Origin of the sequence: Halomonas sp. TD01, from assembly GCF_923868895.1 — a bacterium.
GTDB lineage: Bacteria > Pseudomonadota > Gammaproteobacteria > Pseudomonadales > Halomonadaceae > Vreelandella.
The window spans coordinates 2,843,788-2,862,183 of record NZ_OV350343.1; the positions used below are offsets into that span (position 1 = coordinate 2,843,788).

18 protein-coding genes are annotated in these 18,396 nt (G+C 52.3%); 7 read left to right on the top strand and 11 right to left on the bottom strand.

The window, feature by feature from the left end; all coding sequences use genetic code 11:
• Positions 1–14: 14 nt before the first annotated feature.
• The 6 genes from mreC to tldD all read left to right on the top strand — a co-directional run bounded on the left by mreC (position 15) and on the right by tldD (position 9,016).
• Positions 15–953 carry a rod shape-determining protein MreC gene (gene mreC, locus L1X57_RS12685; protein WP_039868464.1) on the top strand — a complete coding sequence of 313 codons (939 nt, stop codon included), beginning with the start codon at positions 15–17 and terminating at the stop codon, positions 951–953.
• The gene (mreD, locus tag L1X57_RS12690) at positions 953–1,441 is read left to right on the top strand and encodes a rod shape-determining protein MreD (protein ID WP_009721962.1); all 489 of its coding nucleotides are present in this window, start codon (positions 953–955) and stop codon (positions 1,439–1,441) included. The genes mreC and mreD overlap by 1 nt, the downstream gene beginning before the upstream one ends.
• 63 nt (positions 1,442–1,504) lie before the next feature.
• Positions 1,505–2,128 carry a Maf family protein gene (locus L1X57_RS12695; RefSeq protein WP_009721963.1) on the top strand — a complete coding sequence of 208 codons (624 nt, stop codon included), beginning with the start codon at positions 1,505–1,507 and terminating at the stop codon, positions 2,126–2,128.
• A 59-nt stretch (positions 2,129–2,187) separates the two neighbouring features.
• Entirely contained in the window at positions 2,188–3,651 is a 1,464-nt protein-coding gene (rng, locus tag L1X57_RS12700; RefSeq protein WP_009721964.1) for a ribonuclease G, read from the top strand.
• The gene (locus tag L1X57_RS12705; protein ID WP_039868465.1) at positions 3,651–7,562 is read left to right on the top strand and encodes a YhdP family phospholipid transporter; all 3,912 of its coding nucleotides are present in this window, start codon (positions 3,651–3,653) and stop codon (positions 7,560–7,562) included. The genes rng and L1X57_RS12705 overlap by 1 nt, the downstream gene beginning before the upstream one ends.
• The gene (gene tldD, locus L1X57_RS12710; protein ID WP_009721966.1) at positions 7,562–9,016 is read left to right on the top strand and encodes a metalloprotease TldD; all 1,455 of its coding nucleotides are present in this window, start codon (positions 7,562–7,564) and stop codon (positions 9,014–9,016) included. The genes L1X57_RS12705 and tldD overlap by 1 nt, the downstream gene beginning before the upstream one ends.
• 24 nt (positions 9,017–9,040) lie before the next feature.
• Here the strand turns inward: tldD and yjgA are convergent, their stop codons facing one another.
• Complete coding sequence (gene yjgA / locus L1X57_RS12715) at positions 9,041–9,562, bottom strand: ribosome biogenesis factor YjgA (RefSeq protein ID WP_009721967.1); 522 nt, start codon at positions 9,560–9,562, stop codon at positions 9,041–9,043.
• 96 nt (positions 9,563–9,658) lie between these two features.
• Between yjgA and pmbA the strand changes: the two genes are divergently transcribed.
• Entirely contained in the window at positions 9,659–10,999 is a 1,341-nt protein-coding gene (gene pmbA, locus L1X57_RS12720) for a metalloprotease PmbA (protein ID WP_009721968.1), read from the top strand.
• Positions 11,000–11,062: 63 nt separating this feature from the next.
• On the opposite strand, the gene L1X57_RS12725 is transcribed toward pmbA, so the two are convergent.
• The 10 genes from L1X57_RS12725 to L1X57_RS12770 form a co-directional block, all read right to left on the bottom strand.
• Positions 11,063–11,332, bottom strand: coding sequence for an HPr family phosphocarrier protein (locus L1X57_RS12725; RefSeq protein ID WP_009721969.1), 270 nt, complete (start codon positions 11,330–11,332; stop codon positions 11,063–11,065).
• Positions 11,333–11,390: 58 nt separating this feature from the next.
• On the bottom strand, positions 11,391–12,305 hold the full coding sequence (rapZ, locus tag L1X57_RS12730) for an RNase adapter RapZ (RefSeq protein ID WP_009721970.1): 915 nt from the start codon (positions 12,303–12,305) through the stop codon (positions 11,391–11,393).
• Positions 12,306–12,379: 74 nt separating this feature from the next.
• Positions 12,380–12,850, bottom strand: a complete 471-nt coding sequence (ptsN, locus tag L1X57_RS12735) for a PTS IIA-like nitrogen regulatory protein PtsN (protein ID WP_009721971.1) — start codon at positions 12,848–12,850, stop codon at positions 12,380–12,382.
• 4 nt (positions 12,851–12,854) lie between these two features.
• Positions 12,855–13,163, bottom strand: coding sequence for a ribosome hibernation-promoting factor, HPF/YfiA family (gene hpf / locus L1X57_RS12740; protein WP_009721972.1), 309 nt, complete (start codon positions 13,161–13,163; stop codon positions 12,855–12,857).
• A 97-nt stretch (positions 13,164–13,260) separates the two neighbouring features.
• Positions 13,261–14,676 (bottom strand): RNA polymerase factor sigma-54, encoded by a 1,416-nt coding sequence (locus L1X57_RS12745; RefSeq protein ID WP_009721973.1) that lies wholly within the window; start codon positions 14,674–14,676, stop codon positions 13,261–13,263.
• Between the two features lie 105 nt (positions 14,677–14,781).
• Positions 14,782–15,507 carry an LPS export ABC transporter ATP-binding protein gene (lptB, locus tag L1X57_RS12750; RefSeq protein WP_039868579.1) on the bottom strand — a complete coding sequence of 242 codons (726 nt, stop codon included), beginning with the start codon at positions 15,505–15,507 and terminating at the stop codon, positions 14,782–14,784.
• A gap of 79 nt (positions 15,508–15,586) precedes the next feature.
• Entirely contained in the window at positions 15,587–16,090 is a 504-nt protein-coding gene (gene lptA / locus L1X57_RS12755) for a lipopolysaccharide transport periplasmic protein LptA (RefSeq protein ID WP_009721976.1), read from the bottom strand.
• Between the two features lie 8 nt (positions 16,091–16,098).
• Positions 16,099–16,671, bottom strand: coding sequence for an LPS export ABC transporter periplasmic protein LptC (gene lptC / locus L1X57_RS12760; RefSeq protein ID WP_009721977.1), 573 nt, complete (start codon positions 16,669–16,671; stop codon positions 16,099–16,101).
• A complete protein-coding gene (locus L1X57_RS12765; RefSeq protein ID WP_009721978.1) occupies positions 16,671–17,213 on the bottom strand; it encodes a KdsC family phosphatase in 543 nt (180 codons plus the stop codon). The genes lptC and L1X57_RS12765 overlap by 1 nt, the downstream gene beginning before the upstream one ends.
• Before the next feature lie 35 nt (positions 17,214–17,248).
• Positions 17,249–18,235: a KpsF/GutQ family sugar-phosphate isomerase gene (locus L1X57_RS12770; RefSeq protein ID WP_009721979.1), complete on the bottom strand. Its 987-nt coding sequence runs from the start codon at positions 18,233–18,235 to the stop codon at positions 17,249–17,251.
• Between the last annotated feature and the right edge of the window lie 161 nt (positions 18,236–18,396).

Consider the following 18,396-nt stretch of genomic DNA (forward strand, 5'->3'; position numbering starts at 1 on the left):
TTTATCGCGGGGGATTGCCTATTAAGCCGCTATTTTCGCACGAGTCATTGCCAGGGTATCGGCTATTCTTCTGTGTGCTATTGGCAAGCATTTTAATGTTTGCTGATCAGCGTTTTACCCGCATGGAAGATGTGCGCGCCCAGATGACGATGATTGTTGCCCCTATTCAGTGGGTCGTTAGCGTGCCTAGCGATCTGCTCAATTGGGGTGCGCTTGCGCTTTCTGATCAACAGGCGCTTGTCGATGAAAATCGACGCCTGCGTGAACAAATTTTGACGCTTTCACATCGTGGTCAGCGGTTGGCTAATCTGACCGCGGAGAATGCAGAGTTACGCGATCTTCTGAAAGCGGCTCAACGTAGAGATATTCCTTACATAACCGCTGAGCTACTGTCGCTTGATAATGATCCATTTAGCCATCAGATGGTGGTTGACCGGGGACACCGAAATGGTGCCTATGTCGGTCAACCGGTGATTGATGCTTTTGGCTTAGTGGGGCAGGTGACCGCCGTGTCGGCGTATTCAAGCCGCGTTCTGCTACTGGCTGATGCTAGCCATGCATTGCCCGTTCAAGTGAACCGTAATGGCCTGCGATTTATTGTGCAGGGGGCCGGTCGTTACGGAAGCGTGAATGTTTTGCATGTGCCAGATACCGCAGATATACGCGAAGGAGATCTGCTAACGACATCAGGGTTGGCAGGGCGCTTCCCGCCAGGTCATCCCGTTGCTAGGGTTACCGACGTTTATCACGACCCAGGCCAGCCTTTTGCTCAAGTGACCGCAGAGCCTTCTGCTCAGTTGCAGCGTTCACGTCACTTCCTATTGCTGTTCCCGCCGCCCCGCGAAGAAATAGAAGATACTATTTGGGGGGAGGATATGGATATTTCAGCTGCTGCACTGCACGCTGCTCAGCGTATCGGCTTGCAGCAGAATGCTGCTCAGGAGGCGCCGTAATGGCCAAACCGCCAGTGGTGTCGCTTATCTTCGTGTGGTTTACGCTTGTACTTGCGCTGTGCTTACAAGTGATGCCTTTAGCCGAAGGGTGGCAAGTATATCGTCCTGAGTGGATAGGACTAATGCTGATTTACTGGTGCATGCGAACGCCTGATAGAGTTGGCGTTTTCCATGGATTCGTAATCGGTATTCTGATGGATCTAATTGAAGGTACCGCGCTAGGTCAGCATGCTCTAATATTATCGCTGTTGGCTTTCTTATGTGCTTTGGTTTACCCCCGCTTTCGCGCTTACTCCCTAGTACAGCAATCTGTTCTTGTGCTGGTCTTATTAGGCCTGGTGCAGTTGATTGAGCAGTGGTTACGCACATTGACGGGGGATTTTTCGATCCATTTGTCTTTTTTGATTCCATCATTGATCAGCGCTGTTCTGTGGCCCTGGTGGTCTACCATGCTTAAAGCACTCGAACAGCGTTTAGCCAATGTGTAATGGTTGATGGTGCCGAGGCCTTATAAGCTACTGAGGGTTTAATAAGTTGCTGGAGCTGCGGTAATGGACGTTTCACTTCCTGTCGAAGCCACCAAGTTGTCGCCTGTATTATGCCTTGCATCGGCATCGCCCAGGCGAAAAGCGTTGTTGGCATCAATTGGTGTGATGGTGGAGGTAATGCCCAGTGACGTAGATGAGACGCCGCGCGAAGGTGAAGCTGCGCACGCTTATGTCGAGCGCTTAGCTATCGCTAAAGCGCAAGCGGCTGTTTTAAAAACAACCCTTCCGGTGCTGGGGTCGGATACGGCTGTGGTGATTGATGATCAGATACTGGGCAAGCCAATTGATGAGCAAGATGCGGCCGTTATGCTTAAGAAGCTTTCAGGACGTCGTCATTACGTATTAACGGCAGTCGCTGTGGTTGGCCCTAAGGGTGTACTCTCTTGTTGTGTGACAACGGTCGTCAAAATGCGTGGAATAAGTCAGCAGGAGATAGCTGATTATTGGCAAACTGGGGAGCCAGCCGACAAAGCCGGAGGATATGCCATTCAAGGTTTAGCCGCCGTGTTTGTTGAAGAAATAAAGGGCAGCCACTCAGCCGTCGTTGGGCTGCCATTATATGAAACAACACGCTTGTTGTGCCAGCAAGGGGTGCCAATCTGGGCGGGCTACTATCAGCAAAGATAACCGCCATTTCGCCGCCTGCTGTGTTGGCAAGGATACTGTGACTCAATAAGGAATTTTGCATGAGCGGTGAAGTCCTCATCAATTTAACGCCAATGGAGACCCGCGTTGCGCTGGTGGAAAATGGTGTCTTACAAGAGGCACTCATTGAGCGCTCACGTAGGCGCGGAATTGTAGGCAATATCTACAAAGGCAAAGTAGTGCGTGTACTGCCTGGTATGCAGGCTGCTTTTGTTGATATTGGCCTTGAGCGCGCAGCGTTTATTCATGCCCATGAGGTAATGCCACCGGGTACGCCTAATGATGAACAGCAGACTATTGGTCAGTTGTTGCATGAAGGTCAGGCGCTTGTCGTTCAGGTTACCAAAGACCCCATTGGTAGCAAGGGGGCTAGGCTCACCACCCACCTCTCGATTCCTTCACGTTATCTTGTTTATATGCCTGATTCTCCCCATCATGGTGTGTCTCAGCGCATTGAAGATGAGCGAGAGCGGGAGCGTTTGAAAGCGCTGCTTGATACGGGAATTGACGAGCAGACCATCGAGGTAACCGGTGGTTTTATCGTACGCACAGCGGCTGAAGGTGTCGTCGATGAAGAGCTGGCAGGTGACATGTACTTCCTGCTGCGGATTTGGCGCAAGGTAAGTGAGCGTAAAATAACGGCTGCATCGCCAAGCGTGATTTATGACGACCTGCCTTTGTTTATGCGCACGTTGCGTGATGTCATGCGTGATGATATTGAAAAAGTGCGCATCGATTCCCGCGAGAACTTTGTCAAGCTGGTCGAGTTTGCTGAAGAGTTTATGCCTGATGCGGTAGATCGTATCGAGTATTATCCTGGCGAACGCCCCATCTTTGATTTGTACAGTGTTGAAGATGAAATTCAAAAAGCGCTGGGTCGTAAGGTTCAACTGAAGTCCGGTGGCTATCTGGTTATCGACCCGACAGAAGCAATGACCACGATTGATGTTAATACGGGTGGTTATGTCGGTCATCGTAATCTTGAAGAGACGATTTTTAAAACGAACCTTGAGGCGGCGACTGCGATTGCCCGTCAGTTAAGGCTACGCAACCTTGGCGGCATTATTATTATCGACTTTATCGATATGATAGATGTAGAGCATCAACGCCAAGTGTTGCGCGTGCTTGAGAAAGCGCTAGAGCGTGATCATGCGAAGACGAAGTGTACCGGTGTAACTGAGCTGGGCTTAGTGCAGTTGACTCGTAAACGCACGCGGGAAAGCCTGGAGCAAACCCTATGTGAGGCATGCCCAACATGCAGTGGGCGCGGTACGTTGAAAACCCCTGAGACGGTCTGTTACGAGATCTTTCGCGAGATACTACGCGAAGAGCGTGCCTACAGCGCCGAAACGTATATGGTGCTTGCTTCTCAGCCGGTGGTTGACAGACTGTTGGACGAGGAGTCTGCGGCGGTCGCTGATCTGGAAACGTTTATTAATAAAACCATTCGTTTTCAAGTAGAGCAACACTACTCCCAAGAACAGTACGACATCGTACTAATGTAATGATAGCGCTACGTTCATTATCTCGATGGTGCCTAGTAGTGATCGCATCGCTACTAGGAAGCCTTGCTGTCTTTCTGCTGTTGGCACGTTTATTAATTAGCCAATCCAGTCTGTTAACACCGAAAATAGAAGCGTTGCTAGAGGCCCGAGTAGGGGTGCCCGTTAGTATAGAGCACCTGTCGCTGTCGTTGGCTCGTAACGATCTTGTTTTGCGACTGGAAGGGGTGCATTCAGCAGCGCCTGACGGGCAGCAATTAGTATCCCTTGAAAGTGCACATTTACGTCTTGATGGTTGGGCGACATTGAGAAGTGTCGCGCCCGTGTTTAATGATGCGCGCATTACAGGCCTTGAGTTTCACCTATACCAGCAGGGCGATGCTGCATGGGGCTGGCCCGCACCGGCAGAGCTACCGATTGTCATGTCCCAAGAGCCAACCGTTGATTTAGCTACGCTGGACGCCTGGGCGGGTCTTATTCTTCGTCAGCGACTGTGGGTAGATAATACTCGCTTGGTGCTGCATGGAAGGCAGCAAGCCGTTACCTTGCACGCGCCTACTTTACTGCTCAATGGCGATGAGCGGCGGACGCGTTTGGAAGGTGCCGTTACGATCATAGAGTCACAAGGTTCGGAATCTCAAAAATCGGAATTGCAAGTAAAAGAGGTTCAAGAAAAAGAGGCTCAAGAAGCGCTGCCAGCCATTGCGATGAACGTGGAGATGCAACCCGGAAAACAGGGGTTTCGTGATTTTTCAGCGGCGCTTCAATTAGACATGCAGTTGGATCATTTAGTCGCATTAGCCGCTGTTTTACGCTCCGATAGGATGCCTTCCCTAGAGCAAGCGGGAGGTGAGGTTACGTTGTGGGGACGCTGGCATGCAGGGCGCTTGGATGAAGCTCGCTTGGCTGTCGATGTTCCACAGCTGACCCTGCGTCACGAGATTCAATACGCCGTACTTCAAAACATTCAGGCCAATGGCCTTTGGCAACGAGACGGTGAGGGCGGCGAAGCATGGCTTAGTGGCAATGCTGAAAATGTCGAGTGGGCACGGCCTGAAGGTGGAAGTGGTGGCCCAGCCTTGCCGCGGCATTGGTACTTGTCCCACCAACCTGATCGCTGGGAAGTGCGTACCAGCGCATTTGAACTGGCTTCATTGGCTGCTTGGCGCGACTATATTTTGCTGCCTGAGTCGCTTACTCGAGTGTTACAAACACTATCACCCCGTGGTCAGGTTCAGGGTTTGCGTTTAGGCCAGCAGGAAGGGCGTTGGGGGGTTGATGCGTCGTTAACCAATGTGGCGGTGCTTCCCTGGGAGCAAGCGCCAGGAGGTGGTCCGCTAGACGCCTGGGTGCAGGCAAGAGATTTTCGCGGCAGAGTAACGTTTAACAGCGCTGGAAGCAGTTCGCTTAACTTTCCTGAATTGTTTGAGTCACCCATGCTGTTGAGTCATGCAGAGGGCGTGGTGGAGTGGGTTTATGACGGCCCAAGCACCATGATCAGTGGCAGAGATTTACGCTTAGATTGGGATGGTGCCAAGGTAAGCGGAGGTTTTGGCCTGATTGCGAGTGAACAAGGCGGCCAGTTTGGGCTTGATATTGCGTTTGCAAATGTTGATGCACTTAATTATCCACTTTCTCAGTGGCTGCCTGTTAAAGCCCTTGAGCCTGAACTTCGTGAGTGGCTATTAACTGACGTAGGTGGTGTTGTTCCCCATGGCTCGCTCAAGCTTAGCTTTCCCTTTACTGGGGAAGAGGCTGATTCAGAAAGCCAGTTTGCTGAAGAAATTTCCTCCACGTTGGCCCTCTCTGTCACGCAAGGACGATTACCTATCGCGCCTGAGTGGCCCATGCTTGAAGAGATTCAAGGCAGATTGATTTGGAAAGACCAAGTGCTAGAGGCGAGTATTCAGCACGCTGAAAGTCAGGGCATCGACGTCTCTGATGGGGTGCTGAAGATGGCTGATGAGACGCTTAATTTGTCGGGAAGTCTCAGCAGTAATAGCGATTCACTGCTGGCATTTCTTCAGACGATGCCTGAGATTGATATCTCCCTGCTTAACGATGTTCGTGCAGAGGGCAGTGTTGAGGGTGAGATTGCCTTGTCGTTACCGCTGAACGCGCCTGACTCACTGCAGCTAGAGATTAATGCTCGACCAAACTTCACAACGCTTGCTTTTCAGCCCGTAGACATTCCACTAGAAAATCTTCAGGGGCAGCTGACGTGGCAGCAGCACGGTGAAAAAAGCGCTTTGCTTGGTCATGTCTCGGGTCAGTTGTCAGGCAGTTCTGTAGAAGCGGATATCGATGTTCCTGACGATGGTATTGCCCTGCGCGGCGATATTGATATCGCCACCTTGTTTCAGCTGGCCAATATTCCCGGTGAACAAGCTCGCCAACTGTTTGGTGGGCGTACTCAGTGGCGTGGACAGATCAATTTACAGCCATCACCGTCGATCGTCCTTGAGAGCCGTTTGCTTGGCATTACAAGCGGATTGCCAGCGCCATTTGGTAAGACCGCTGAACAGCCATGGCCATGGCTGTTACGCGCTGACTTCGATAGTGGCCGCTTAACAACACAGTTAGCCGATATTGTTAATGCCCGTGTGCAGCTTGGCAATAATGAGCTGGCTGGAGTGGTTGCTCTAGGCAGTGCAGGCGCTCTTGATAACTGGCCGACGCAACCAGGCTGGAGAGTTGTCGCGCATGTTGATGAGTTGCCTCTCGATGACTGGCAGGAAGCGTTGTCTCCGTTAATGCAAGCGTCGTCTCCAACGAGCGGCGACGGTGGGGATACGCCGATATCAGTAATGCTTAGTACGCCTTGCGTGCATTTCCGTGATACGTGTTTTGGTCGGCTAGAAGCGACAGGCAGTATCGAAGGAAAGCGCTTGGCTATGCAGTTAAACGGTGATCTTGTATCAGGTCGAGTGGATTATCAGCCTGATAGCGCACTGCCGCTTGATATTGCCATCTCGTCGCTGGAGGTAGATCGACTATTCGATATGCCGGCTGCAGCACATGACAGCAGTGCGCCGACGCCTGGCTCTTGGATGGATGCCGTCGAAACCCAGCACACTACCCCGAGTGCGATTCCAGAATGGCTTAACCAGTTGCCGAATGGCAGGCTCCGGCTAGCTGATATTAGCGTTGGTGAAGGACGTTTTGGGCCGCTAACCGCTTATTGGCAAGCCCGAGATCAACGCTTTACCCTTTCCCCAGTTGGCCTCACGTTAGGGCAGCTTACTGCCCGCGGAGAATTGGTTTGGGAAGGCAATGCTATCAATAGCCATACGCGTGCTGATATTTCGATACAAGGTGGTGATGTGGGCACTGCGTTAGAGCGTTTAGGTCAACCAATTGCTATGCGTAGCCGTACCACGGATGTCAGTGCCGCGTTGACGTGGCCAGGCGCTCCCTGGCAGTTTGAACTAAGCCGGGCAGAAGGAGACATTCGTACCGATGTACGTGACGGGCGCTTTGTGATGCTGGAATCTACGCCGGCTCGCTTGGTTGGCCTTCTTAATTTTGACAATATACTGCGCCGCTTGCGTTTCGACTTTTCAGACGTGACGGGGCAGGGAACCGCGTTTGATCGGGTACATGGCACGGCAGATGTGGCTGCTGGTCAACTCATGCTGCGTGGACCACTTACCATTGAAGCACCGTCCACCACGCTAACCCTGACGGGAAGCGTCAATCTTATACAACGTGAACTTGATCAGCGACTAGGCGTCACACTACCTATCAGCCAAAGCTTGCCCATCGCAGCTATTGCCGTGGGGGCCCCCATTGTGGGCGGAGCACTTTTTATAGCTGACCAGCTTTTTGGCAAAGCGCTGGATCAAGCGACAACTATCCATTATCGCGTGCGAGGCCCGTGGACGTCGCCGCAGATTACTCTAGAAGGCCCTTAATGACCGTACATAAGAGCGATGTAAATACCGCTGTTTCCATTTTGTTGACACCGGGTGGCCTAGATTTGGATGCCCTTGATACGGGGCTATCTTATGCCATGGGCGGTGGTATTGATTATGCCGACCTCTACTTTCAGCGTACTTGGCAAGAGGGCTGGGTGCTGGAAGATGGTGAAGTAAAAGAAGCCAGCTATAACATTGATGGCGGCGTTGGAGTGCGCTCCTTGGCGGGTGAGAAAACAGGCTTTGCTTACTCCAATCAAATTACTGCGGACGCACTAATGGATACTGGCCGAACAGCGGCAGGCATTGTGCGTAGTGGTAAGCAACTACCCGGCCAGCCAGTCGTGGCTGTTAGCGCTGCTAGTCGTTATGCAGGGCTTGACCCACTGGCGGGGCTTTCGGCTGACGAAAAAGTGGCGATGTTGAAACAGGCAGACCGCATAGCACGCGCGGCTGACCCCTGCATTAGCCAAGTGAGTGCTTCATTATCAGGTACTTACGAAGTGGTGCTAGTGCGTGCCAGCGATGGCACCTTAGCGGCAGATATCCGCCCATTAGTACGTTTTAACGTGAGTGTCATCGCGGCTAAAAACGGCCGTCGAGAGCGAGGCAGTGCTGGTGGGGGCGGCCGTTACTCGATGTCCAGGCTGCGGGATGAAAACGTAGCAGAACGCTATGCCAAAGAGGCTGTTCGCCAAGCCTTGGTTAACCTAGAGGCAGTGGATGCACCTGCTGGTCAAATGCCCGTCGTTCTCGGTGCAGGCTGGCCGGGTATTCTGCTTCATGAAGCAGTGGGCCACGGGCTAGAAGGCGATTTCAATCGCAAGGGTAGTTCAGCCTTTGCTGGGCGTATGGGAAAACGCGTTGCGGCAAAAGGTGTGACGGTCGTTGATGACGCTACCGTTGCTGACTGCCGTGGTTCGTTAAGCGTGGACGATGAAGGTACGCCGGGGCAGTACACGCCGCTGATTGAAGACGGTATTTTAACTGGCTATATGCAAGACAAGCTTAACGCACGGTTAATGAATATGGCGCCAACCGGCAATGCGCGGCGTGAGTCTTTTGCCCATTTGCCGATGCCACGTATGACCAATACCGTAATGCTGGCAGGCCAAGATGAACCTGCTGACATTATCAAAAGCGTTAAGCGAGGTATCTATGCGGTCAGTTTCGGTGGTGGTCAAGTCGATATTACATCAGGCAAGTTCGTGTTTTCAGCCAGCGAAGCCTACCTCATTGAAGATGGCAAAATTACTGCGCCTGTCAAAGGCGCTACTTTGATTGGCAACGGCCCTGAGGCAATGGGGCGTGTTTCAATGATAGGCCACGATATGGAAATGGATACAGGGATTGGTGTATGCGGCAAAGAGGGGCAGGGTGTGCCGGTAGGCGTCGGTCAGCCCACCCTTAAGCTGGATGAGCTGACCGTCGGCGGTACCCAGTCATCGTGACCGAGTCATTGAAACAAGCAGGGTTTAGAGTGCCAGCGTATCGCGTAAGTGTTTGAACAACTTGCGCGAGCTGGTAGGCGGTTTACTTTGCTCACGCTCTTTACGTGCGTTCCGCACCAGTTGACGTATTGCCTGGCGGTCAGCGTTTGGGTATTCCGCCATAAATAAATCAACAGCGCTGTCACCTTCCTCAACTAACCGATCGCGCCATTTTTCGAGTCGGTGAAAGGCATGATCGCGCTGTTCCTTTTCCTGTTCGATGGCATCGAAGACACCCTGGATAGCAGTAAGGTCCTCTTTGCGGATAAGCTTGCCCACATATTGCATATGGCGACGGCGACCTTCATGAGAGCGGATGCGCGAGGTCTCTTCTATGGCGCGCAACATATCGTCGGAAAGTGGAAATTTCGCGCGCTCCGCGGGTTTCATAGCGATAAGCGTTTCGCCAAGCGCCTGAAGGGCATGCATTTCTCGCTTGAGTTGAGACTTACTGGGGCGCTCTTCTTGTTCGTCAATATCGAAGGACTCGGGACGTTGCTTAGGCATACTAGAACTCACTAATTAGTTTCGTTTGCAGCATTATATCAGGCTGCGACCACAACATTGATTCGCCAATGCGATTCAGGCGAAAAGGAGGCCAATATGGCACAAGCATTTGATGCAGCGGCCCAGCAGGTACTGTTAACGCAGCGCGCCGAAGAGGCGCTGGCGCTGGCAAAAAAATTAGGCGCAGATGCTGCCGAAGTAGGCGCCAGTGTAGATCAGGGCCTTGGGGTTAGTGTTCGTCTTGGTGAAGTAGAAACTGTCGAGCTTTCACGTGACCAGGGAATTGCCATTACGCTTTATGTCGGTCAGCGCAAGGGTAGTGCCTCGTCTACCGATGCCAGCAGCGCGTCAATTAAAGCGACCGTAGAGAAAGCCTTGGCGATTGCCCGTTATACGGGTGAGGATCCTGCTGCAGGATTAGCAGATGCGGCGCTAATGGCAACCGACCTACCTGACCTCAAAGTGCATTATCCGTGGGCGTTGACGACTGACGAAGCAATCGATCTAGCATTGGCGTGTGAAAAAGCTGGGCGTGACGTGGCGGGGATTCATCAGTCGGAAGGCGCTTCGCTCTCCAGTGGTGAGGGTGTGCGTGTTTACGCTAACAGCCACGGTTTCCTGGGCACTCAGAAAGGAAGTAGCCATTCGCTTTCCTGCATGCTGATTGCGCAAGATGAGAAGGGTATGCAGCGCGATTATGAGTATACCTCGGCACGTAATCCCGCCATGCTTCGGGATCCTGCGGATATTGGTCGCGAAGCGGCGTCACGCACTCTGCGTCGGTTGGGCGCTCAACGGCCGCCAACAGGTACCTTTCCTGTGCTGTTTGACCCGTCGCTTTCCAGTGGTTTGGTAGGTCACTTAATGGGGGCGTTGGCAGGCGGGGCGCTTTATCGCGAAGCCTCTTTCTTATGTGACCGCTTAGGTAGCCCGCTATTCCCAAGCTGGTTTGGGTTGGAAGAGCGGCCCATGGAAGTAGGAGCGACGGCTAGCTCGCCGTTTGATGCTGAGGGCGTTCAGACTCGCAATAATCGCTTTATCGAGCAGGGGAATGTAGCCAGCTATATGCTGTCTGCTTACAGTGCACGTCGCCTGGGAATGCAATCGACAGGTAATGCAGGGGGCGCGCGCAATTTACGCTTGTTAGCACCGCTAACACCTCGAAATGAGTTGTTGAAGCAGATGGGGCGTGGCATTTGGGTGACTGAGCTGATGGGGCAGGGCGTTAACGGTGTTACGGGTGACTATTCGCGAGGCGCTGCAGGCTTCTGGGTGGAAAATGGTGAAGTACAGTACCCTATCGAAGAATTCACCATTGCCAGTAATTTGAATAGCATGTTTGCAGGCTTGGTGGCTGTCGGTGATGACATCGATACCCGTGGCAGTATTCACACGGGCAGCTGGCTAATTGACGCGATGACCGTCGCTGGTAGCTAACAATCGAGCTAATAGCTCAGTTAGCAACTTTGCGTAATAACTTATGGCAGTTGCTGCCTAACGTTAGTGGTCTTCGTCAAATCGTGCGTCGAACAATGCTTCTATAGCCTCTAGTGCTTGTTCGGCGTCGTCTCCTTCGGCATGGACTCTCAGTTCAGTGCCACAGGGAGCGGCCAACATCAGTAGCGACATGATGTTGGCCGCATCTGCCATTTGCTGTTGTTTGTAAATGTGAATATTAGCCGAAAACTGTTGGCCACACTTGACGAGCTTAGTCGCTGCGCGGGCATGAAGGCCGCGCTTATTAGTGAGTGTTAACGTTCTTTCTGGCACTCTGGTTCCTTTTTGCCGAGTGGAGTCGTGAAGAAAAGGCGTTGGTTAGTCGCTGTGCTTATTTTGCGTTTGTTGAAGGCGAGGATGTGAATGGCTGCTGTTCACTGAGGGTGTAATGCAGGCCTAGCTCACGATGACGGAGTTGGATTTCTCCCGCTTGTTTAACCAGCATTTGCGCCAATTGTTCCACCATATAGACAGAGCGGTGTTGTCCGCCGGTACAGCCGATCGCAATGGTCATATAACTGCGTTGGCTATTTTGGTAGGCAGGCAGCCACTTCTCCAACCATGTCTGGATATCATTGCTCATCTCTTCCACGACGGGATAGCCCTTCAGAAAAGTAATGATATTGGCGTCACGCCCAGTGTATTGGCGCAGCGTTGGATCCCAGTACGGGTTTGGCAGGCAGCGCACGTCAAAGACTAAATCAGCGTCAAGCGGGACACCGCGTTTATAGCCAAATGATTCTAGTGTTAGGGTTAATCTATCCTCACGCTTTTGGGCAACCTGGTCGGTTATCCGGCGGCGCAGATCGTGAACCGACAGGCGAGATGTGTCGATCATTAGGTCAGCGAGATCACGGATGTCGAGCAGAGTTTCTTCTTCTTTATTAATGGCCTCTTCAAGCGTCATGTCGCTATCGCGCGTCAGCGGGTGACGTCGGCGCGTGGCAGAGTAGCGCTCAAGAAGAATTCGCGCATCGGTGGTTAGATAGATAACTTGAAAATGAATGCTTTTCTGACGCAACGATTCAAGCATTGCTGGCAGCTGCTTTAGTGCAGCTGGTAGATTGCGTGCATCGATACTAACCGCTAGTTGGGGGCGTTCCCCTTGCTCACGCAGTTCATCCACCAGCGAGCCGAGCAGCATAGCGGGCAAATTATCGATGGCATAATAGCCAAGATCTTCTAACGCTTGTAAGGCGATAGATTTACCGGACCCTGAACGGCCGCTAATGATCACCAATTGCATAGAGTTTCTCTTGGCATGCCAATAAAAATGGAGATAAACGTTGGGCTAACAAGCAGTGCTTAGCGGTGGACCATTTAGGTAACAGGCTGTTCGCGAATTTTAGCTGTTATAAGGTCCAAAAGTTCGCGTTGGCTAGCCGCTCTGCGAAGCTGCTGACGTGTGTCAACGCTGTTCATAATAGACGCCACTTGCCCCAATAAAGCTAAGTGAGTGTCATCCGCCTCTTCGGGTACTAAAAGGACAAATACAAGGTCGACGGGATCGCCATCAATAGCATCGAAATCCACAGGCTCAGTTAGCTTTAAAAAACTAGCGATGGGTGAGCTGCAGTGAGGGCTGCGTGCGTGAGGAATGGCAACGCCGTTGCCTATTCCAGTGCTACCCAGGCGCTCACGACCAATGAGGCGGCTGAAGACTTCTTGGCTATCTAGGCTAGGCGTATTTTGCGCAATAAAGGTGCTGAAAAATTCCAGCACCCTTTTTTTGCTACCCCCGGGGACGTCATACAGCACGCGCTCCGGGGGAAGAATGGTTTCCAACGTCATTGAGTTAACGCACGCCTGCGCCTTGGGCGCGAGCTTGTGCTTTTTCCTTATGTTTAACGAGTTGACGATCGATTTTATCCGCTAGTGCATCAATCGCAGCGTACATATCATTGTCTAATGCTTCTGCGTGTAAATCAGCACCTGCAGCATGCAGGGTGCAGGCAGCTTGCTGACGCTCCTTTTCAACAGATAAGGTCACTTGTACGGTGGTGATGTTGTCGTAATGGCGCTCAACGCGTTCCAGCTTCTCATTTACATAGTCACGCAAGGCGTCAGTCAGATCTACGTGATGACCAGTGATATTTACTTGCATTGACGTGCTCCTTATCCATCGGACTGTTCTTCGATTGTAACCCTTTTTGCGCTATTGCAAAGCCCTTAGACAGACTTTGTTCGTTAGCACTGTTTTATTAGCGTAAACGGCGGCGTTCGCTTGAAGAGGGTATACCCATTGACTCGCGATATTTGGCCACCGTTCGCCTTGCCACATTAATGCCACCCTCTTCCAATAGCGACACGAGGCGGCTGTCTGAAAGAGGTTTCCCGGGCGGTTCATCTTGCACCAGTTTTTTGATTCGAGCCCGGATGGCGGTGCTGGAGTGACTGTCACCGCCGTCCTGGCCACTGACTTGGCTTGAAAAGAAGTATTTGAGTTCGAATACCCCGCGCGGGGTATGGATATATTTCTGTGTGGTGACCCTGGAAATAGTGGATTCATGCATTTCCACAGCGTCCGCGATATCGGCTAATATCAGCGGTTTCATGGCTTCTTCGCCATGTTCCAGAAAGCCTATCTGGCGAGCTATGATTTCTCGACCAACCCGCAGTAGTGTATCGTTTCGGCTTGAAAGGCTCTTGATAAGCCAGCGTGCTTCCTGGAGATGCTCTTTTAAAAACTGGTTATCTTGGCTCTTGTCAGCCCGTTTAATGAGGCTTGCGTAGTCAGGTTGAATGCGCAGCCGTGGCAATGCCTCCGGATTTAGCTCCAGGTGCCATCCCTCGTTATCGTGTCGTACCACTAAGTCTGGTGTCACATAGCTGTCATCTGTATCGCCAAAGGCGCTTCCTGGCCGAGGATCAAGGCTGCGGATCAAGCGGATTACGTCATCGAGCTGATCATCATCCAGGCTTAAGCGTCGCTTTAACAAACGCACATCATCTTTACCGAGCGCTTCAAGAAATTGACGTACTAGACGCTTGGCTGGCATAAGCAGCGGTGTATCTTCAGGCAGTGAAGCGAGCTGCAGCATTAAGCATTCCCGCAGGTCGCGAGCAAACACGCCGGTGGGCTCAAACTGTTGAAGACGAAGCAGGGTTGTTTCAACTTCACGCTGGCTAAGGCCTTCATGTCCTTGGGCTTTAAGTCCTTCGCGAATGTCGTTGAGAGGCTGGGTCAGATAGCCGTTGGCGTCCAGCGCATCGATGAGGCTTTCAGCGATGGCATGGTCGCGAGGTGAGAAGTCCGTCATGGCGAGTTGCCAAAGTAAGTGACCATGTAAGCTTTGGCCAGCGGCTTGACGCTCAAAGTCAGGCCCCTCGCTGCTGGTGCCATGGCTGCCTATATCTTGGTAAGTGTCTGACCAGTCACTGTCAGTAGAGAGTTCGCTAGGAATGCTTTCGGACCACTCAGCTTCCTGGGGTTCACTAACGGCCTGTTCGCCGAACTCATCTTCCTGTTCAAGCATTGGATTGGCATCAAGTGCTTGCTGAATTTCTTGACGAAGGTCCAGTGTTGATAGCTGTAGCAGGGCAATGGCCTGCTGCAGCTGAGGTGTCATGGTCAGCTGTGTACCGATACGCAATTGAAGAGAAGCTTTCATGACCATCTGAGAACCACTCGTTAATCAGAAAGCTCCACCCTAGTGCGAGTTATGGTTTGGTGCAAGTGCAATAAGTATGCCACTAGCACTATTTTTGCTGCAGGTGACTGTTTACAGGCGGAAATCAGCCCCCAAATAAACGTCTCTTACCCTTTGGTTATTGAGGATTTCCTGGGGAGGGCCGCTGGCGATGATATGGCCGTCACCTACAATGTAGGCAATATCGCAAATATCCAGTGTTTCCCGTACGTTGTGGTCAGTAATCAATACCCCGATATGGCGTTTTTTAAGTGCTCGGATTATCGTTTTAATATCGCCCACTGAGATCGGGTCAACGCCGGCAAACGGCTCATCAAGCAAGATAAAGGCAGGCTCTGTCGCAAGAGAGCGGGCAATCTCAACACGCCTACGCTCTCCGCCTGAAAGACTCATGCCTAAATTGTCACGGATGTGGGTGATGTGAAAATCTTCCAGTAGTGACTCAAGGCGCTGCTCCCTGGCGCTACGGTCGAGCTCTTTGCGGGTTTCCAGGATTGCCATAATGTTGTCGGCGACGGAAAGTTTACGAAAAATAGAGGCTTCCTGGGGTAAGTACCCAATACCTGCCATCGCGCGTTCGTGCATGGGGGCATGTGTTAAATCAAGCCCATCAATGCCTACTTTTCCCGCATCAGATTTCACCAAACCGACAATCATATAAAACGATGTCGTTTTGCCTGCGCCGTTGGGGCCTAGCAGGCCTACCACGCTGCCTTGAGAGATCTCTAGGTTAATATCCTTAACCACGCGGCGGCGCTTATAGCTTTTGGCTAAGTGATGGGCATAAAGTGTTTTTATCGGTGCTGCTTCTGATGTTGGTTCTGACGCTGTGGTTTGAGGTGCTGGCTCTGCGCTATTTGTCGGCACTGGGCACTCCCTATTGTTCCGGCTGAAGAGTCATGCGGATACGCTGTGGTTCACCACCACTAACATCAGAGCGTGCCTGAACAACGCCTTGGTCGATAAAGTACTCTAACCGTCCGCCTTGAAAGCGGTCTGCCTGCTGGGTAAGTTCGGCTTGGTCAATCAGCTCTACTCGGCGCTCGGCAACATGATAAATAATCCGCTTTGCCCAGCCTTCCATCGGCCTTGCCTGGCCTTCGAGCTGGTTGCGTATATAGGCTCGCCCACCGGTTGCTACGGCGCGCGATAGTTCACCAGCATCGTTACGCTGAATTTCAACGCGATCGCCGCGCAGTTGCATATTGCCCTGTCGAATATCGACGTTACCGGAATATACGGCGGTGCCTGCTCGTTGATCGAGATCTAAACGGTCAGCCTCTACTTCTACGGGGGCTTGGCTTTGCGCCATGACCGGAAGCGCTGCCGCTGAGATGGGTAGCGCAATGGCGAAGAGTGCCGTGCGAATGAGAGCGTTCATCGCGACTCCTACTGGGAACGAGTGGCCGGCGGATGAACGCCGCGCACGTTGTTGGTTAAGCGGATCTGGCTATCATCCAGCCATACATCCATGCGTGAAGCGTCAATGCGCTGGGGCGGCTGCTGAAGTACGGTCTCGGCATCGCTCCAGGCATGACGGGTGATGCCATCATAGTGCAATAACTCTGTATTCAGCTGCCAGCCCTCATCAGGAGCAAGTAGTTGAGCGGAACCAGCCAGCGTGAGTAACTGCGTGTCAGTATTAAGGGTGCCGGTCTCAGCCGTGGCCCGCCATTGGCGCTCTTCACTATCAAAGAGTATTACCCTGGGCTGGGTGACGTCGGTCATCGCCGCTTGTGGGGTATGCACTAAGCGGGGCGTCGTCAACGACTGCTGGATGGCGCCGGTTTCACCAAACAGCGTAATTTCTGCGTTTTCTAATACATGGCCAGGCTCTTGGGCGCGCGCTTCAGGGTCAATTGCTTGGTCTTGAGGGCCGCGTGGATCTAGCCATACAAGCACTCCACCTAAGATAAGTACCATGGCGGTTACCCAAACGCGTTTTTTAACCCAAAAGCGCATTACGATTGGCCGTGTAGATACGTGTCTAAAACAGCGTCCCAATGGCCTTGAGACATCAGTAAGGTGTCACAGATTTCACGTACAGCACCGTGACCGCCAAGACGATCAGTGATCCAGTCAGCGTGAGTGTGCATGTAGTCAGGTGCATTCGGTACAGTGATGCCGACGCCAGAACGCTTGATAGGGGCAAGGTCTGGTAAGTCATCACCACAGTAAGCAACTTGCTCTAGCGTAATATCGAGGCGTTGGCAAAGCGCGCGTAGCGTGGTGAGTTTATCCTCACATCCTTGATACACATGGGTTATGCCCAAAGACGCAGCACGCTGGCTGACCATGGGAGAGTCACGCCCGGTAATTAAGGCAACATGAATACCGACGCGCTTTAATAGTTTAAGGCCATGGCCATCTTGGGTATGGAACGCTTTGATTTCGATACCGTCAGCTTGGAAGTAGAGGCGGCCATCGGTAAGTACGCCGTCGACATCAATGGCAAGCAATTTTACGCGGCGAATCCGGTCTTGTAGAGCGTCAGGTAGGGACATGAAGCCTCCGTATTATTAATGTTTAAAAGGAACGATTAAATGACACCGCTGGCAAGTAAATCATGCATATGCAACGCACCAATAGGGCGCTGCTGATCATCCACAACCGCCAATGCGGTGATTCGACTATCTTCCATAATGCGTACCGCTTCAGCCGCTAATACATCTGGTCCGATACGTTTTCCTGGGCGCGTCATGACGTCATCAACTAGGACATCGCGTAGGTCATGAAACTGATCCAGTGTTCGGCGTAAATCACCGTCGGTGTAAACGCCAGCAAGGCGACCTTCGCTATCAACTACGCAGGTAAAGCCCAGCCCTTGGCGAGTAATTTCCAAGAGTGCGTCCCTTAGCGGGCTGCCTAATGCCACTTGGGGAAGACGTGATCCGTTGTGCATTAGGTCTTTTACACGCAAAAGTAGGCGTTTGCCGAGGCTTCCACCGGGGTGTGAAAGCGCAAAGTCTTCAGCAGTGAAGCCTCGTGCTTCCAACAATGCCACAGCTAAGGCATCGCCTAAGGCAAGTGCCGCAGTGGTTGAGCTAGTCGGCGCTAAGTCGAGTGGGCAGGCTTCGCGCTCAACCCCGCTATTAAGATGAGCATCGGCGTGTTTGGCCAACGTGGAACCAGGGCGTCCGGTCATGCTTACAAGAGGGGTGCCTAAGCGTTTCAGCAGTGGAAGCAGTGCTGTGACCTCTGCTGTTTCACCAGAGTTCGAAAGTGCTAGTACGACATCTGCGCGGGTGATCATGCCGAGGTCGCCATGGCTGGCTTCACCTGGATGCACAAAAAAAGCAGGTGTGCCGGTGCTTGCCAGCGTTGCGGCTAGCTTGCCCGCAATATGTCCTGACTTGCCCATGCCGGTTACAACCACGCGGCCGTGGCAGGCGAGAATAAGTTCACAGGCATGGTCAAAGCTTTCATCAAGCTTTGCCTGAAGTCCGCCAATAGCGGCCTGCTCAATTTGCAACGTGCGCAGCGCACTTTCACGCATTGGGCTAGGTGTCGATAGTGGCTGGCGCATGGGGAAGTCTCTTTTCATAAGCGGTCAAAGGTAGATCGGTAAGAATAACATCTTGGCGCGGTTTGTAGGTAAAGCGCGTACCTTGCTCTTAAGGCGGTCACAACGAGCGCAGCTGTTACTGTGAGTAGCGTTAAGTTACGATGTTCGATAATATTTCGAAA

What these genes read in the sequence shown, in the direction of transcription:
- lptA (WP_009721976.1), bottom strand. Translation starts at nt 16,090, where the DNA reads ATGAACGCTCTCATTCGCACGGCACTCTTCGCCATTGCGCTACCCATC.
- L1X57_RS12745 (WP_009721973.1), bottom strand. Translation starts at nt 14,676, where the DNA reads ATGGTCATGAAAGCTTCTCTTCAATTGCGTATCGGTACACAGCTGACC.
- tldD (WP_009721966.1), top strand. Translation starts at nt 7,562, where the DNA reads ATGACCGTACATAAGAGCGATGTAAATACCGCTGTTTCCATTTTGTTG.
- rapZ (WP_009721970.1), bottom strand. Translation starts at nt 12,305, where the DNA reads ATGCAATTGGTGATCATTAGCGGCCGTTCAGGGTCCGGTAAATCTATC.
- lptC (WP_009721977.1), bottom strand. Translation starts at nt 16,671, where the DNA reads ATGCGCTTTTGGGTTAAAAAACGCGTTTGGGTAACCGCCATGGTACTT.
- yjgA (WP_009721967.1), bottom strand. Translation starts at nt 9,562, where the DNA reads ATGCCTAAGCAACGTCCCGAGTCCTTCGATATTGACGAACAAGAAGAG.
- rng (WP_009721964.1), top strand. Translation starts at nt 2,188, where the DNA reads ATGAGCGGTGAAGTCCTCATCAATTTAACGCCAATGGAGACCCGCGTT.
- L1X57_RS12705 (WP_039868465.1), top strand. Translation starts at nt 3,651, where the DNA reads ATGATAGCGCTACGTTCATTATCTCGATGGTGCCTAGTAGTGATCGCA.
- L1X57_RS12765 (WP_009721978.1), bottom strand. Translation starts at nt 17,213, where the DNA reads ATGTCCCTACCTGACGCTCTACAAGACCGGATTCGCCGCGTAAAATTG.
- mreD (WP_009721962.1), top strand. Translation starts at nt 953, where the DNA reads ATGGCCAAACCGCCAGTGGTGTCGCTTATCTTCGTGTGGTTTACGCTT.
- ptsN (WP_009721971.1), bottom strand. Translation starts at nt 12,850, where the DNA reads ATGACGTTGGAAACCATTCTTCCCCCGGAGCGCGTGCTGTATGACGTC.
- pmbA (WP_009721968.1), top strand. Translation starts at nt 9,659, where the DNA reads ATGGCACAAGCATTTGATGCAGCGGCCCAGCAGGTACTGTTAACGCAG.
- L1X57_RS12695 (WP_009721963.1), top strand. Translation starts at nt 1,505, where the DNA reads ATGGACGTTTCACTTCCTGTCGAAGCCACCAAGTTGTCGCCTGTATTA.
- L1X57_RS12770 (WP_009721979.1), bottom strand. Translation starts at nt 18,235, where the DNA reads ATGCGCCAGCCACTATCGACACCTAGCCCAATGCGTGAAAGTGCGCTG.
- hpf (WP_009721972.1), bottom strand. Translation starts at nt 13,163, where the DNA reads ATGCAAGTAAATATCACTGGTCATCACGTAGATCTGACTGACGCCTTG.